Raw genomic sequence first — 12,856 nt, 5'->3', positions numbered from 1 at the left:
ACGGAGCTGCCCGGACCACGTCCGCACTCCTGCGGTGCCCGCCCACCCCCTACAGGACTGCGAGGCATCATGCGCACTCGAGTGACAGCACGGCGCCGTCCGCACGACGACGCCCCGGACACGGAGGAAGCCTTCCGCAGGCTCGTCGCGCTCCCCGAGGGACGGCAGCACGACCAGCTCCGCACGGACATCGTCGAGGCGTGGCTGCCGATGGCGGAGCGGCTGGCGGGACGGTTCCGTCATCGCGGAGAGAGTGACGAGGACCTGCGTCAGGTCGCGGCGCTCGGTCTCGTCCGGGCCGTCGACCGCTACGACCCCGACCGCGGCCACGCCTTCGAGAGTTACGCCGTACCCACGGTCACCGGCGAGATCAAGCGGCACTTCCGTGACCACATGTGGGGACTGCACGTACCGCGCCGGGTCCAGGAACTGCGCAACCGCGTACGGTTCGCCTGCCGGGACCTGTCGGGGAGCGTCTCGGACCGCCTGCCCGGCGTCGCCGAGATCGCCGAGCACGCCCGGCTGAGCGAGGAGGAGGTCCGGGCCGGGCTCCAGGCCCTGGACAGTTACAGCGCGTTGTCCCTCGACGCCGGGCTTCGCGGCGGCGCGGACGGCCACCACCTCGCCGACTCCCTCGGCGGGACCGACCCCGCCCTGGAGATCGTCGTGGACCGCGAGGCCGTCAAACCCCACCTGGCGGCGCTCCCCGAGCGTGAACGCGCCATCCTCTACCTGCGGTTCTTCCAGGACATGACGCAGAGCCGCATCGCCGAGCAGTTCGGGATCTCGCAGATGCAGGTGTCGCGCCTGATCAGCCGGACCTGCCGGCGCGTACGCGACGAGGTACTGCAAGACGCCGCCCGGCGCGACCAGGTCACCCCACCTGGCTCCAGCTGATCTCATCGCGTCCGGTGAGCGCCTCCACGGCGGCGTCGACGCCCTGCGGGAGCGGCAGCGGCCAGCGCGTACGGATTCTGCTCAGCGCCTGATGCGACCGGACCAGACTGGCGAAGTCCCGCGGGCAGGCGGCGGCGTCCACGCCGGTCAGGACGCCGATCTTGCGGGCGCGGGCGGCCGTACGCCGCCAGTCCTCCGCCCGGGCCAAGCCGATGGACTCGGTGCCGTGGTTGAAGAGCAGGACGCGGATCTCGTCGTACGGCTCGGTGCCGTCGAGGTACTCCTCCAGGCCGGCACGGCAGGCCTCGGTGCCGAAGACGGTCCAGTACGGCACCGAGCCCGTGCGCAGCGCCTGCCGCGGATCGAGCAGCAGGAACGACTCGACCAGGAGGCGGCCCGTGGGCACGCCGCGCTCGGCGTACGCCTCGCGGCAGAGGTCGGCCACCGCGGGGCTGAGGCGCTGGGGGGTGTCGAAACGCAGTACGTCCAGGTGGAGGCGGTCTCGCCGGGCGAAGGCCGCCAGGTCGTCGAGGAGGGCGGGGTGCAGACCCCACTCGGCTTCGGGGCTCTCACCGTCGGGCGCCGGCGGGTCCCAGTGACGCACGGGCGCGCCGTAGCGGGCGAGCAGGCCGGCGACACGCGGGCCGCCCTGGTGGTACTCCTCGGCGGTGGCGTCGCTGAGGGCGCCGAACTGGAAGACGTAGCGGTCCTCGACCGTCGTGGTGGGCCGGCTCAGGGTGCAGTCGACGGCGACGAGCCGGCCGCCCGGCGCCAGGTGGTCGAGGATGAAGCGGCGGTACGGGGCCGGCAGGCGCAGCCACTTGACCCGGAAGCAGGTCATGCCGGCGATCATGAGCCGGTCCTTGTTGGGATCGTGCATGTGGTGCAGCGCGAGGCCCGGGTTGGCCGCGAGCAGGGCATGGCCGGCGTCGCGGGCGGCGTCGAGGTCGCCGCACGGGTCGTCCGGGGCCACGCCGTGGCGGCGCACGGGCACGAGCAGCGTCTGGGGCAGCCACGCGGCGTCGATTGCCGCGGCCAGATGGACCAGGGCGCCGTTGGCGGATCCGACGAAGATCACCGGGTAGCGGCGCCGGGGATAGTGGCCCGTGATCCACTCGGCGAGCGCCTCGGAGCGCACCTCGCCGGCCCGGCGGGGCGGGATGGCCTCGGCCCAGCCGCTCAGCGCGTAGACGTTTTCCTGGACCGGGGTCGGCAGCCGGTTCAGGGCGCCGAGCAGCCCGGACAGCGGCGACTCGAAGGCCGCCGGCACCTGCCCGAGGGCCGGGATGTCGCGCCCCTGGAGGAACCGGGACAGCGCCCGCAGCATGCCGGTGGCCGAGTCGCACGCCGCGACGGATCCGGCCGCCTTCACCGCGCCGCCCTCCGTGCCGCCGCGCGTCCGCCGGCCCGCGCACGGGCCGCGGTGACCTGGTCCTGGGCGAGGAAGTACCGCACCAGAGCGGCCAGCGCCCGCGGCCGCCGATAGGGCACCATGTGGCCGCTCTCCGGTACGACGGCCAGCCGTCCCGCAGGAAGCAGCCGGGTGACCTCCTCGGCCCACTCCTGGGGAACCAGCCGGTCACGCGCGCCCCGGACCACCAGGGTGGGCGCGCAGACGTGCGGCAGCTTGTCCTCGACGCGGTCACTCAGCGACTCGGCGAACACGCCGACCAGGCGGCGCGGCCCAGCGTTACGGTAATCGGCGAGGTTGAGCGGCGCCATCGAGGCCCGTTCCTGGGGTGCGTTGCGCGCCCAGCGCAGGGCCTGGCGCAGGAAACCACGGGCCGCGGGGTCGACGGTCGGCCCGACCAGTACGAGTGCGGTGACGCGCTCCGGGAACCGGGCAGCGAGATCGACGGCGATCTGACAGCCGAAGGAACAGCCGAGCAGCACCACCTGCTCCAGGCCTGCCGCGGTCAGCCACTCGGCCAGAGCGTCGGCGAGCGCCCGCAGTCCGAGCGGTCGCTTCGGCCCGCGGCCGGCTCCGAAGCCCGGAAGATCCACGGACCAGGCGTCCAGGTGCGGACCGAGTGCCTCCAGGAGGGGCCGGAACTCCCGGCTGGAAATCCCCGCGCCGTGCACGCACACCACAGGCGGCCCCCGCCCGGCCTCCCGCCAGGCGACCATCGGCGAGCCTGCCACGTCCCGGGTCATCCGCTGCATGACGGCTCGCTCCGGTGGGGTTGCGCCTTACTCATTGGGCCGGGCCGCGCTGATCTGCCCGAGCGCGGAGCCGGGATCCCGCACCATGGCCAGGTCACCCAGGGAGACGACCCCGACGGGGCGGTCGCCCTCGACGACCGGTACCCGGCGCACCGCGTGCTCCCGCATCAGATCGATGACATGGTCGACGTCCTCATCGGGAGTGACGGTGAACAGGTCGTCGCTGCACGCGCTCGCCGCGGTCCGGTCGCCGGTGTTCCCGCCCTCCGCCATGACGCGGACGACGAGATCGCGGTCGGTGAGCACTCCGCGCAGCCGGCCGTCGTCGACCACCAGCACGTCGCCGATGTCCTCACGGCGCATCAGCTGGGCGACGTCGATCACCGATGTCAACGGGGCCACCATGACGAGGTCCTTCGTCATGATGTCGCGAACATGCTGAGTCATGCTTCCTCCCTCGGGTTCGGGGAACGGGAGGACGTCCGTTGCGACATCCCGCTCTCCGAGTACCCGCGCTCCGTCGCACGACTCCGGAACCGGCCGGCCGCTCACCTGCGCTCAACGTCCCGCCGTCTCCTCCTCGAACACGTCCAGATACGCCTCGCAGAACGCCTTCAGATCGTCCGGTTTGCGGCTGGTGACCAGCTTGTTGGTCCCGTGGTCGCAGATCTTGACCTGCTCGTCGACCCAGGTGCCGCCCGCGTTGCGGATGTCGGTCCGCACGCTCGGCCAGGAAGTCAGCTCACGCCCCCGCACCACGTCCGCCTCGACGAGCGTCCAGGGCGCGTGGCAGATCGCGGCGACCGGGCGGCCCCGTTCGAAGAACTCCTTGACGAAAGCGACGGCCTTGTCGTTCAGCCGCAGGAAGTCCGGATTGGCGACCCCGCCCGGGAGCACCAGACCCGCGAAGGACTCCGCCGACACGTCACCGACGACCTCGTCCACGGTGAACCTGTCCGCCTTGTCGAGGTGGTGGAAGGCCTGGACCTCGCCGTGGCGGGTCGACACCAGCACCGGATCGTGTCCGGCCGCGAGGGCGGCCTGCCAGGGTTCGGTGAGTTCCACCTGTTCGACGCCTTCGGGCGCTGTCAGAAACGCGATACGCATGATCGGTCGACTCTCCTTCCGGTCTTCGCCCGTCCTCGTCATGCGGTCATGCGGTCACGCGGTCATGCGCCGGGTCCGGCGCTGCCGTGGAGGTCCGGTGTCGGCGCCACCGTGGGTGCCGAAGTCGCCTCGGCGGCCGGGGCGTCGGCACAGACGAGACCCACGGGTTCGCCGTCGTCGATGACCGCGGCACGCCGGACCGACCGGTCACGCATCGTCCGTGCGGCCTGGTCGATGTCGTCGTCCGCGCGGACGGTGACCGGTTCGCGCTGCACCGCCCGGCCCACGGGCATCCGCCGAGGGTCGGCTCCGTCCGCGACGGCGCCGACCACCAGATCGCGATCGCTGACCATCCCGATCAGGTCGCCGCCGTCCAGCACCAGGACGAGGTCGATGCCCTCGTTCCGCATCACCTGGGCGACCGCCGTCACGGACATCTGCGCGGACACGGTCGTCGGTGCGTCGGTCATGATGTCGCGTACGTTCCTGGCCATCGCGATCCCCTTCCCGTCAAAGTTCCTGTCAGAAGAGCCGGTCCTCAGGCCTGGAGCAGTTGGTTGAAGAATGTCCGGTAGCGCCGGAGCGCCACCCGGAGCCCTTCGGTCTCGACGTCCTCGCCACGGCTCCACTCATCCTCGAGCTCGCGCTTGTGGGCGGCGAACGTCTCGGCCAGTGACTTGATCACTTCCGCCACCAGGGCGTCCGCCGAACGCACCGTCTCCTTCGGGTCGTCCACGAACGTGCCCTGAATCTCTTCCCACCGCTTGCGGTAGGACCCCGCCTTCTCGGGGTCGATCAGCGGCTGTTCACGCTCCTCGGGCTTCTCGGCCCGCTCGGGCTCCTCGGGCCGCTCGGGCTCCTGTGACTCGCCGGATTCGGGTTCCGCTTCGGTGCGGGCCAGATCCTCCGTCGTCAGTTCGGTGTTCGATGTGAAGCTCGTGTCGTGCCCGGTTCCCATCTCGCATCACTTCATTCCCTGTTTCCTCGAGCCGCGTCGTTTTCTCAGGCCGCGCCGTGCCCGGTGATTCCGTATCCACCCGATGTGCCTTCGGACTTGCTGAGCAAATCCCGGAAAAGAGCGCGGTAACGCACCATCGCGCCCCGCAGCTCTTCCGTCGTCGCGTCGCCGTGCCGGGTACGGAGCGCGACCTCGTGCGCGGCACGGTACTGGTCCAGGGTGCTGGAGTGCTCGACAGAGAGATCCTTGAGCCGTTGCTCATAGCCTTCCACCGGGTAACCGCGGTCCGCCATGACCCGAGTGACCAGGCGGTCCGCCCCGTCGACGCTCTCATCGGGTTCGTCCACGAAGCTCTGCTCCAGGCTCCTCCACTGCTCGGCATACCGTACGCGGGCGTCTGGGGGCAGCTCCCTGAGGTCCAGTTCGGCGTGCCGCTTCTCGCGCGAGCGCAGCTCACGTTCACCGGACAGCCGACCGTCCTCGGAGCTCACGGTCCGGTCGTACTCCGGCCCGAACCGCTCCCGCAGCCGCCGACGCCTCACCAGCATCGCGAGTCCCACCGCGCCCAGGGCCACGATGACCACGATGGGCACGATGATGGCGATCAACGTTTCAGTGGTCGTCATCAGAACCTCCTCATTGCCGCTTCTGAATTCGACCGAATTCGGCGCACTGGGCATGCAGTGCGAACAAGTCCTCGTCGACGGAGTGCCCGACGAGTACCCGGCCGAGGCGCGGACAGACGCGTGGCGCATGAATTCGATATCCCGCCGCCCCGCATGAAAGGCGCTCGCCGGGGCAGTCGCCGGAAAGAGGCGGCTGCCGGATCCTTGCCGCAGCGGCGAGCCCGGGATGCCCGCTGGGCTGGAGGGCTGTGCCGGTGACCCATACGGACGGGCAGCACGAACGGGACACCACGGCCCGGGACGTACGTACCCGGATCACCGTCTTCGTCGCCCTCGGCGCCAACCTCCTGATCGCCGCGGCCAAAGCGGTCGCCGGGCTCTTCACAGGGTCCCCCGCGCTGCTCTCGGAGGCGGCGCACTCGGTCGCGGACAGCCTGAACGAGGTGTTCCTGCTCATCGCCGTACACCGCAGCAAGCGGCCGCCCGACGACCGTCATCCGTTCGGCTACGGCAACGAGCGCTACTTCTGGGCGCTGCTGGCCGCGGTGGGCATCTTCGTCATGGGCGGCTGCTTCTCGGTGTACCAGGGAGTTCAGGCCCTGCGCACCGGCCATCAGGAGTCGCTGAAGGGCTACCTGGTGGGGCTGGCGGTGCTCGGAGTCGCACTGCTGGCCGACGGTGTCTCCCTGATCCGCGCCCTGCACCAGGCACGCCGGCAGGGGGAGGGCGCGACCGACCCGGCGCTGCGCACGGTGATCGGGGAGGACGCGACAGCCGTGATCGGTGTCCTCCTCGCGGCGGTCGGCATCGCGCTGCACCTGGCGACCGGGCAGGTGGCCTGGGAGGCCGGCGCGTCCATGGGAATCGGCATCCTGCTGGTGTGCGTGGCCTGTCGGCTGGTCCGGGAGGCGCGGGACCGGCTGATCGGTGAGGCGGTCGACACGGAACTGCGCGACCACATCGGTGACTTCCTCGCGTCCCAGTCCGAGATCGACAAGGTGGCGGCACTGCTGACGATGCGACTGGGACTGGACTCGGTCCTGGTCGCCGCCCGCGTCGATCTGGTGCCGGGGCTCGACAGCGAGGAGGTCGAGCTGGTCTGTGTACGGCTCAAGCGGCGGATCACCGCCAAGTGGCCGTCGGCCAAGCATGTGTTCCTGGACATCACCGAGGCACCCGGCCCCGAGGAGAACGCACCCCGCTTCTCCGGCCGCCTCGGTCACGACGGCACGAGCCGGAGCCCTTGACGGGACGGCGCGCCACGCGGAGCGTGCCCCGCATCACAGTGCGGGGCGTGCGCGTACTTCTGGTGGAAGACGATGAGCCGGTGGCCGAATCCCTTCGCCGCGGACTGCAACGGTAGGGCGCCCACGACGTCGTACTCCTCGATCTCGGTCTGCCGGACACGGACGGTCTGGACGTGTGCCGGGAACTGCGGGCCCGCGGCGAGGTGCCGATCATCGTGATCAGCGCGCGCAGCGACGAGACGGACCGGGTGGTCGGCCTGGAGCTGGGCGCCGACGACTATGTCTCCAAGCCCTTCGGTGTCCGCGAGGTCATCGCCCGGACAAGGGCGGTGATGCGCCGGGCCCGGCCCCGTACGGCCCAGGACGCGGCCCTCACCAGGGCCCTGCGCGCCGGCGCCCTGACCACCGACTGGGGCTCGGACGTCATCTGGGGCCGCCATCTGGTCGTGACCGTCCCGGCGCGGCACGGCGGTCAGGTCGTCGGCGCGGTCCGGATCGTGTACTCCACCGACCGTCTCACCCACCGTCTGCGGACGATCTGGGGTTTCCGCGCGGCCCTCGCGGTGGCAGTCCTGGTCGTGGCCGCGCTGATCGGCGTGGCGGTGGCCCGCCGTCTCACCCGCCCGCTGCGCCAGCTCAACGACATGGCGAGCCGGTTCGCGACGGCGACCGACGGCACGCTCCCCGGTCACCGGGCCCCAGGAGACCCAGACCCTGGCCCGCACGCTGAACCAGGGCGCGGAACGCCTGGAGACGCTGGTGGCGTCCCAGCGCATCTTCGTCGCGGACGCCTCCCACCAACTGCGCACCCCGCTCACGGCGTTGCGCCTGTCGCTGGACAACATCGCGGACGGGGTGGACGACGCGTTCGTACGGGAGGACGTGGAGCAGGCGACGACCGAGGTGGTCCGGATGAGCCGCCTGGTCAACGGCCTGCTCGTGCTGGCCCGCGCCGAGGCCAAGGTGACGGCGGCGGAACCGCTCCCGCTCGGCGACATCGTCCGCGAACGCCTCTCGGTGTGGCGGCCGGCCGCCGACGAACGCGGTGTGCGCATCGCGTTCGACGGCGGGCCGGACGGCGGGCCGACCGTGCTGGCCGGCCCCGGCCATCTGGACCAGGTGCTGGACAACGTGCTCTCCAACGCCCTGGAGGTCTCCCCGGACGGTGGCACGATCACCGTCCGGGTCGAGCCCGGCGCCGACGAGGTGGTGCTGTCGGTGCTGGACGAAGGACCGGGCATGACGGACCAGGAGAAGTCCCGGGCCTTCGACCGCTTCTGGCGCGGCCACGGCCTGACCGGCCGCTCGGGCTCGGGGCTGGGCCTGTCCGTCGTACGCCAGCTGGTGACGGACGACGGCGGAACGGTGGCCCTGCGGGACGCTCCGAGTGGCGGACTGTGCGTGTCGATCAGCCTTCGGGCAGCAGCGAGGAGTGGTGGTTGACGATGAGCCACGCACCGTCGCGCTTCTCGTACTCGTAGGTGTACCGAGCCTTCACGACCTTCTTCGCACCGGTCTTCGGGTCGGTGAGCGTGAACTGGTAAAGGTCGGTGTCGAGCGCGGAGTTGCGGTTCAGCACGTTCACGATCGTCTCGATCTTCTTCCCGACCGGCTTGTTCTGCAGGAAGTGCTCGAAGTAGTCGACGATTCCGGCGTGGTCGGTGCGGATCCTGTTGGAGACGGTCGGCAGCAGCACGGCGTCCTTGGCGTACAGGTCGGCGACCTTCTCGGCGTCACCGGTGCGCAGGGCGGCGTTCCACCGGTCGAAGAGGGAGGCGATCTGCGCCTTGGTCGCCCTGGGCTGCGGCTCGTCCTTCGCCCCGGCCACCCCCACTCCGGCGGTCACGGTGGCGGTGGCGGTGGCGGTGGCGGTGGCGGTGATGACGGTGGCACGGGTACGGGTCGTACGGTTCACGCTGAACTCCCTTGCGCAAGCGGCCTGTCGAAGTGATTCCAGACTCGCTTCGCGCCGGTCAGGGCCCGTGCAACGGACGTACAGCGCAGCCCCAGCAACCGCACAAATCGGCGCTCGCCATGCCTCAGGTGCGGGCCAGCTCGGTGGCCAGGCGGCTCATGACCGTGCGGTTGGCGCGCCGCATCACGGAGCGGACGACGGGTGCCAGCAGACGGTCGGCGAGCGGGGCGCGCACCCAGGCGTACGTGAACGACACACGGCTCCCGCCGGTTCGCAGCGGTTCGACGGTGTAGGTGCCGTGGGCCAGGCGCCGGCCGCCCGCGCTGACGTTGCGCTCGACGAGGCGCCGCGGCGCGTCGGCCTCGACGACCTCGATGGTGACGTCGGTCTTCGTCCCGCCCAGCGCGGCGGTGACCGTGGCGGACGATCCGATGCCGCGATCGGGGCCGCCGTAGCGCCAGTTGCTGAGGTAGTGGTCGGTGAATCGCTGGTGGTGGGCCATGACATCGAGGAAGTCGTAGACCTGTTCGGGCGTCTGCGGTACGTCGATCGACACGGTGACAGCCTTCATGTACCACACGGTACATGTGGCACGTACCGATTGGTACACTCGTGACGTGGTGAATGACGCGGCGCAGACGGATGACGCTCGCCCCGAGGGCACAGCCGCGCGCGGCACGGACGGGGCCCGGCGCGCCCGGATCGTCGCCGCCGCCGTCGACCACGTCGCGTCGTACGGCATCACGGATCTGAGTCTGCGTCGTCTGGGCGCGGCGATCGGCGTCAGTCACCGCATGCTGATCCACTACTTCGGCTCGAAGGAACAGCTGCTCGTCGAGATCGTCCGGACCTCGGAGCGGCGCCAGCGCGAGCTACTCTCCCAGCTCCGCACCGAGCCCGGCCTCTCGCCCGCCGATGTCGCACGACGCCTGTGGCAGCAGCTGACGGACCCCCAACTGGCCGGCCAGGAGCGGCTGTTCTTCGAGATCTGCGGACACGCGCTGCGGGGCCGCCCCGAGGCCGTGCCGGTCCTCGAAGGACTCGTGACGGACTGGCTGGAGCCGCTCGTCGCCGCCGAGACGGCCGCGGGGGTGGATCCCGTCACGGCCCGGAACCGCGCCAGGCTGGGACTCGCCACCGTCCGGGGCCTGTTGCTCGACCTGCTCGCCACCGGTGACCGCGCCGGCGTCGACGCGGCGATGGAGGAGTTCCTCCGGCTCTACTACGGCCCGGAGTGACGCGGTTCGCCCATAGGCATCGGCTCCGCTCTCTCGTCAACAACCAAGTTCCGGCCACGACTTCCTCTCGGCGCACCCAGCTGTAGCCAAATCTTCAACCAAAGGACCGCCCAAGGGGGCAAAGGGTCTACCCGCATAGATGAGCGTGCTGCTGTCATGCTCATGTCCGCCCGGAACCGTGCCGGGCAACCAACCGGGAGACCCCCACATGTCCCGAATAGCGCGCCCCCTGGTGACCACGCTGTCCACCCTCGCCCTTGCCGCGGCGGGGCTCGCGGTGACCACCGGAACCGCGCACGCGCAGTCGTGCAGCCAGTCCTACCTCCCCCTCCCCGACCCCAGCTGCCAGCCCGGCGACCTCAACCCGGACGTCACGCAGGACACCATCGACTCCACGATCTGCGTCTCCGGCTGGACCGCGACGGTGCGGCCCTCCAGTTCGTACACCACCGCGCTGAAGAAGAAGCAAATAGTGGAGTACGGCTACACCGACACCAGCACCTCCGACTACGAAGAGGACCACTTCGTCCCCCTCGAGCTCGGCGGCAACCCGACGAGCGAGCAGAACCTCTGGCCCGAGCCCCGCTACGACACGGGCGGCTACACCTCCTCCGACAAGGACACGGTCGAGAACAAGCTCAAGAAGGCCGTCTGCGCGGGCACCGTCAGCCTCTCGGACGCCCAGAACGCGGTCGAGACCGACTGGACGACGGCGCTGTCGAGCCTCGGCCTCAGCTGAGCCCACGCCCACACCACAGGGGCCGGTGACCTCCCTCGGGGGCGACCGGCCCCTTTCCCCGCGCCGTGCCGGCGCACATTCCCTGGCGTGGTGGCCGGATGGGGGCGGAGACTCGTCTCATGGCCGTGATCGCGTGGGCGGCCGGTGGCCCCGGCGCCCCCGCGTTTGCGACGGTCGGTGCGCCGGCCGCGCGCCGCGGCGGAACCTGGCGGCTGAAGGGGTCTGCGTCCTGCCGATCGGCGGCGCGATGAGCGTCGGCCGCTTCACCCGTCTCCTCGGTCTACGGCCGCGTCCTCGTCGAGGCCCTCGACCCCGACCGCATCCCGACCCCGATCGAGGCCCTGCTCGCCGGCATGCCGGCGTCACCGGCGGGAGTTGAGGCGGGCGGCCTGGCGTGTCAGGTGGTCGCGTTCGGCGAGGTTGGGGGCCTTGTGGGCCGCCTCGGCGTACAGCCGTGCCGCCGTCGCCAGGTCGCCGTCGCGCTCGTGGAGGTACGCGGCCACCGCGGCGTGGCGGGGCAGCGAGGCGTCCAGTTCCGCGAGCGCCGCCAGGCCGGCGCGCGGTCCGTCGGCCTCGCCGACGGCGACCGCGCGGTTGAGCCGGACGACCGGGCTGTCGGTCAGGCGTACGAGCTCGTCGTACCACTCGACGATCTGCACCCAGTCGGTCTCCTCGGCACGGGGCGCGTCGGCGTGGAGGGCGGCGATGGCGGCCTGGGCCTGGAACTCGCCCAGCCGGTCGCGGGCGAGAGCCGCCTGCAGGATCTCCACCCCCTCCGCGATCAGCTTCGTGTCCCACCGGCTTCGGTCCTGCTCGGCGAGCGGGACCAGGCTGCCGTCGGGCGCGGTGCGGGCGGCGCGCCGGGCGTAATGGAGCAGCATGAGGGCGAGCAGCCCCGCCACCTCGGGGTGGTCGATCGCCACCGCGAGCTGCCGGGTGAGCCGGATGGCCTCGGCGGCGAGGTCGACGTCACCGGAGTAGCCCTCGTTGAAGACCAGGTAGAGGACGCGCAGCACGGTGGCGACGTCGCCGGGCTGGTCGAAGCGCACACCGGAGACGGTGCGCTTGGCCCGGCTGATGCGCTGCGCCATGGTCGCCTCGGGCACCAGGTAGGCCTGGGCGATCTGCCGGGTGGTGAGCCCGCCGACGGCGCGCAGCGTGAGTGCGACGGCGGACGCCGGCGTCAGCGACGGGTGGGCGCACAGGAAGTAGAGCTGCAGCGTGTCGTCCATCGCGGGCGTGGGCCCGGGCGCCGGTTCCTCGTCGAGGCGGTCCTCGCGCCGGCGGCGGGCGGCGTCCGAGCGGGTCACGTCGAGGAACTTGCGCCAGGCCACGGTGACCAGCCAGCCCTTGGCGTCCCGCGGCGGGTCGGCGGGCCACACGCGGACCGCCTCCACCAGCGCGTCCTGCACGGCGTCCTCGGCCGCCGCGAAGTCGGCTCCGCGGCGGACGAGGACGGCGAGCACGCCCGGGGTGAGACTGCGCAGCAGCGCCTCATCCATGGGCGAGGCACTCCGTGATGGTGGGCGGCGCGGCCAGGAACGGGCGCACCTCGAGCCACTCGTGGATCGGCTTCCCGCCCGCCCCGGGGGCGGCCGAGAGTTCCCCGGCCAGCTCGATGGCGCGCTCGTAGCTGTCGACGTCGATCACCATCCAGCCGGCGATGAGGTCCTTGGTCTCGGCGAACGGGCCGTCGGTCACCGGCGGGCGCCCCTCGCCGTCGTACCGGACCCACGCGCCCTCGGGAGCGAGCGCCTGACCGTCGACGAACTCGCCGGTCTTCTCCAGCCGGGCCGCGAAGTCGTTCATGTACTGGATGTGGGCCGAGATCTCCTCCGGCGTCCACTGGTCCATCGGCACGTCGTTGATCGGAGCCGGGGCGCCGCGGTAGTGCTTGAGCAGCAGGTACTTGGCCATCGTGATACTCCTCGGTGCTGGTGCGACCCATTGTGGTCGCTTTCACCAC

Annotated in this window: 16 protein-coding genes and 2 pseudogenes; 7 read left to right on the top strand and 11 right to left on the bottom strand. The window is 71.3% G+C overall.

Translation table 11 applies throughout. From position 1 onward, the window contains the following. The first annotated feature begins 69 nt into the window (after window positions 1–69). Window positions 70–897: a SigB/SigF/SigG family RNA polymerase sigma factor gene (locus ACH47Z_RS06415; RefSeq protein ID WP_399071120.1), complete on the top strand. Its 828-nt coding sequence runs from the start codon at window positions 70–72 to the stop codon at window positions 895–897. Here ACH47Z_RS06415 and ACH47Z_RS06410 read toward each other — a convergent pair. The 7 genes from ACH47Z_RS06410 to ACH47Z_RS06380 form a co-directional block, all read right to left on the bottom strand. Next, complete coding sequence (locus ACH47Z_RS06410; protein ID WP_399071119.1) at window positions 875–2,269, bottom strand: hypothetical protein; 1,395 nt, start codon at window positions 2,267–2,269, stop codon at window positions 875–877. The two genes, ACH47Z_RS06415 and ACH47Z_RS06410, sit on opposite strands and share 23 nt — an antisense overlap. Beyond that, a complete protein-coding gene (locus ACH47Z_RS06405; protein ID WP_399071117.1) occupies window positions 2,266–3,060 on the bottom strand; it encodes an alpha/beta fold hydrolase in 795 nt (264 codons plus the stop codon). The genes ACH47Z_RS06410 and ACH47Z_RS06405 overlap by 4 nt, the downstream gene beginning before the upstream one ends. Window positions 3,061–3,087: 27 nt before the next feature. Continuing rightward, on the bottom strand, window positions 3,088–3,507 hold the full coding sequence (locus ACH47Z_RS06400; RefSeq protein ID WP_399071115.1) for a CBS domain-containing protein: 420 nt from the start codon (window positions 3,505–3,507) through the stop codon (window positions 3,088–3,090). A 111-nt stretch (window positions 3,508–3,618) separates the two neighbouring features. Continuing rightward, window positions 3,619–4,167: a type 1 glutamine amidotransferase domain-containing protein gene (locus ACH47Z_RS06395; protein ID WP_399071112.1), complete on the bottom strand. Its 549-nt coding sequence runs from the start codon at window positions 4,165–4,167 to the stop codon at window positions 3,619–3,621. Window positions 4,168–4,229: 62 nt separating this feature from the next. Continuing rightward, complete coding sequence (locus tag ACH47Z_RS06390; RefSeq protein ID WP_399071110.1) at window positions 4,230–4,661, bottom strand: CBS domain-containing protein; 432 nt, start codon at window positions 4,659–4,661, stop codon at window positions 4,230–4,232. A gap of 44 nt (window positions 4,662–4,705) precedes the next feature. Continuing rightward, the gene (locus tag ACH47Z_RS06385; RefSeq protein WP_399071108.1) at window positions 4,706–5,125 is read right to left on the bottom strand and encodes a hypothetical protein; all 420 of its coding nucleotides are present in this window, start codon (window positions 5,123–5,125) and stop codon (window positions 4,706–4,708) included. A gap of 44 nt (window positions 5,126–5,169) precedes the next feature. Next, window positions 5,170–5,751, bottom strand: coding sequence for a hypothetical protein (locus ACH47Z_RS06380; RefSeq protein ID WP_399071106.1), 582 nt, complete (start codon window positions 5,749–5,751; stop codon window positions 5,170–5,172). 254 nt (window positions 5,752–6,005) lie between these two features. Here ACH47Z_RS06380 and ACH47Z_RS06375 point away from each other — a divergent pair, with 254 nt between their 5' ends. From ACH47Z_RS06375 to ACH47Z_RS06365, 3 genes and pseudogenes are all read left to right on the top strand, one after another. Then, entirely contained in the window at window positions 6,006–6,998 is a 993-nt protein-coding gene (locus ACH47Z_RS06375) for a cation diffusion facilitator family transporter (RefSeq protein WP_399071104.1), read from the top strand. 47 nt (window positions 6,999–7,045) lie between these two features. Next, window positions 7,046–7,369 (top strand): annotated as a pseudogene (locus ACH47Z_RS06370) (response regulator); the annotation flags it as partial. Window positions 7,370–7,757: 388 nt separating this feature from the next. After that, the gene (locus ACH47Z_RS06365; protein ID WP_399071101.1) at window positions 7,758–8,441 is read left to right on the top strand and encodes a sensor histidine kinase; all 684 of its coding nucleotides are present in this window, start codon (window positions 7,758–7,760) and stop codon (window positions 8,439–8,441) included. On the opposite strand, the gene ACH47Z_RS06360 is transcribed toward ACH47Z_RS06365, so the two are convergent. Both ACH47Z_RS06360 and ACH47Z_RS06355 read right to left on the bottom strand, forming a co-directional pair. After that, window positions 8,407–8,913: an SgcJ/EcaC family oxidoreductase gene (locus ACH47Z_RS06360; protein ID WP_399071099.1), complete on the bottom strand. Its 507-nt coding sequence runs from the start codon at window positions 8,911–8,913 to the stop codon at window positions 8,407–8,409. The genes ACH47Z_RS06365 and ACH47Z_RS06360 overlap by 35 nt on opposite strands. Before the next feature lie 124 nt (window positions 8,914–9,037). Further along, on the bottom strand, window positions 9,038–9,484 hold the full coding sequence (locus ACH47Z_RS06355) for an SRPBCC family protein (protein ID WP_399071097.1): 447 nt from the start codon (window positions 9,482–9,484) through the stop codon (window positions 9,038–9,040). Between the two features lie 46 nt (window positions 9,485–9,530). Between ACH47Z_RS06355 and ACH47Z_RS06350 the strand changes: the two genes are divergently transcribed. The 3 genes and pseudogenes from ACH47Z_RS06350 to ACH47Z_RS06340 all read left to right on the top strand — a co-directional run. Further along, window positions 9,531–10,151 (top strand): TetR/AcrR family transcriptional regulator, encoded by a 621-nt coding sequence (locus ACH47Z_RS06350; protein WP_399071095.1) that lies wholly within the window; start codon window positions 9,531–9,533, stop codon window positions 10,149–10,151. Between the two features lie 208 nt (window positions 10,152–10,359). Further along, complete coding sequence (locus tag ACH47Z_RS06345) at window positions 10,360–10,890, top strand: hypothetical protein (RefSeq protein ID WP_399071094.1); 531 nt, start codon at window positions 10,360–10,362, stop codon at window positions 10,888–10,890. A 119-nt stretch (window positions 10,891–11,009) separates the two neighbouring features. Next, window positions 11,010–11,170, top strand: a pseudogene (locus ACH47Z_RS06340) (ATP-dependent endonuclease); the annotation flags it as partial. An 82-nt stretch (window positions 11,171–11,252) separates the two neighbouring features. Here ACH47Z_RS06340 and ACH47Z_RS06335 read toward each other — a convergent pair. Both ACH47Z_RS06335 and ACH47Z_RS06330 read right to left on the bottom strand, forming a co-directional pair. After that, a complete protein-coding gene (locus ACH47Z_RS06335) occupies window positions 11,253–12,392 on the bottom strand; it encodes an RNA polymerase sigma factor (RefSeq protein ID WP_399071092.1) in 1,140 nt (379 codons plus the stop codon). Then, a complete protein-coding gene (locus tag ACH47Z_RS06330) occupies window positions 12,385–12,807 on the bottom strand; it encodes a YciI family protein (protein WP_399071090.1) in 423 nt (140 codons plus the stop codon). Before ACH47Z_RS06330 ends, ACH47Z_RS06335 begins: the two co-directional genes overlap by 8 nt. Between the last annotated feature and the right edge of the window lie 49 nt (window positions 12,808–12,856).

Origin of the sequence: Streptomyces sp. NPDC020192, from assembly GCF_044388685.1 — a bacterium.
Classification (GTDB): domain Bacteria; phylum Actinomycetota; class Actinomycetes; order Streptomycetales; family Streptomycetaceae; genus Streptomyces.
The sequence above is the reverse complement of the archived record's forward strand: the minus strand, read 5'-3'. Positions and strand labels throughout refer to the sequence as shown.

Coding starts and splice junctions, on each gene's coding strand:
- ACH47Z_RS06330 (WP_399071090.1), bottom strand. CDS start 12,807: ATGGCCAAGTACCTGCTGCTCAAGCACTACCGCGGCGCCCCGGCTCCG.
- ACH47Z_RS06355 (WP_399071097.1), bottom strand. CDS start 9,484: ATGAAGGCTGTCACCGTGTCGATCGACGTACCGCAGACGCCCGAACAG.
- ACH47Z_RS06335 (WP_399071092.1), bottom strand. CDS start 12,392: ATGGATGAGGCGCTGCTGCGCAGTCTCACCCCGGGCGTGCTCGCCGTC.
- ACH47Z_RS06385 (WP_399071108.1), bottom strand. CDS start 5,125: ATGGGAACCGGGCACGACACGAGCTTCACATCGAACACCGAACTGACG.
- ACH47Z_RS06345 (WP_399071094.1), top strand. CDS start 10,360: ATGTCCCGAATAGCGCGCCCCCTGGTGACCACGCTGTCCACCCTCGCC.
- ACH47Z_RS06405 (WP_399071117.1), bottom strand. CDS start 3,060: ATGCAGCGGATGACCCGGGACGTGGCAGGCTCGCCGATGGTCGCCTGG.
- ACH47Z_RS06400 (WP_399071115.1), bottom strand. CDS start 3,507: ATGACTCAGCATGTTCGCGACATCATGACGAAGGACCTCGTCATGGTG.
- ACH47Z_RS06395 (WP_399071112.1), bottom strand. CDS start 4,167: ATGCGTATCGCGTTTCTGACAGCGCCCGAAGGCGTCGAACAGGTGGAA.
- ACH47Z_RS06390 (WP_399071110.1), bottom strand. CDS start 4,661: ATGGCCAGGAACGTACGCGACATCATGACCGACGCACCGACGACCGTG.
- ACH47Z_RS06415 (WP_399071120.1), top strand. CDS start 70: ATGCGCACTCGAGTGACAGCACGGCGCCGTCCGCACGACGACGCCCCG.
- ACH47Z_RS06380 (WP_399071106.1), bottom strand. CDS start 5,751: ATGACGACCACTGAAACGTTGATCGCCATCATCGTGCCCATCGTGGTC.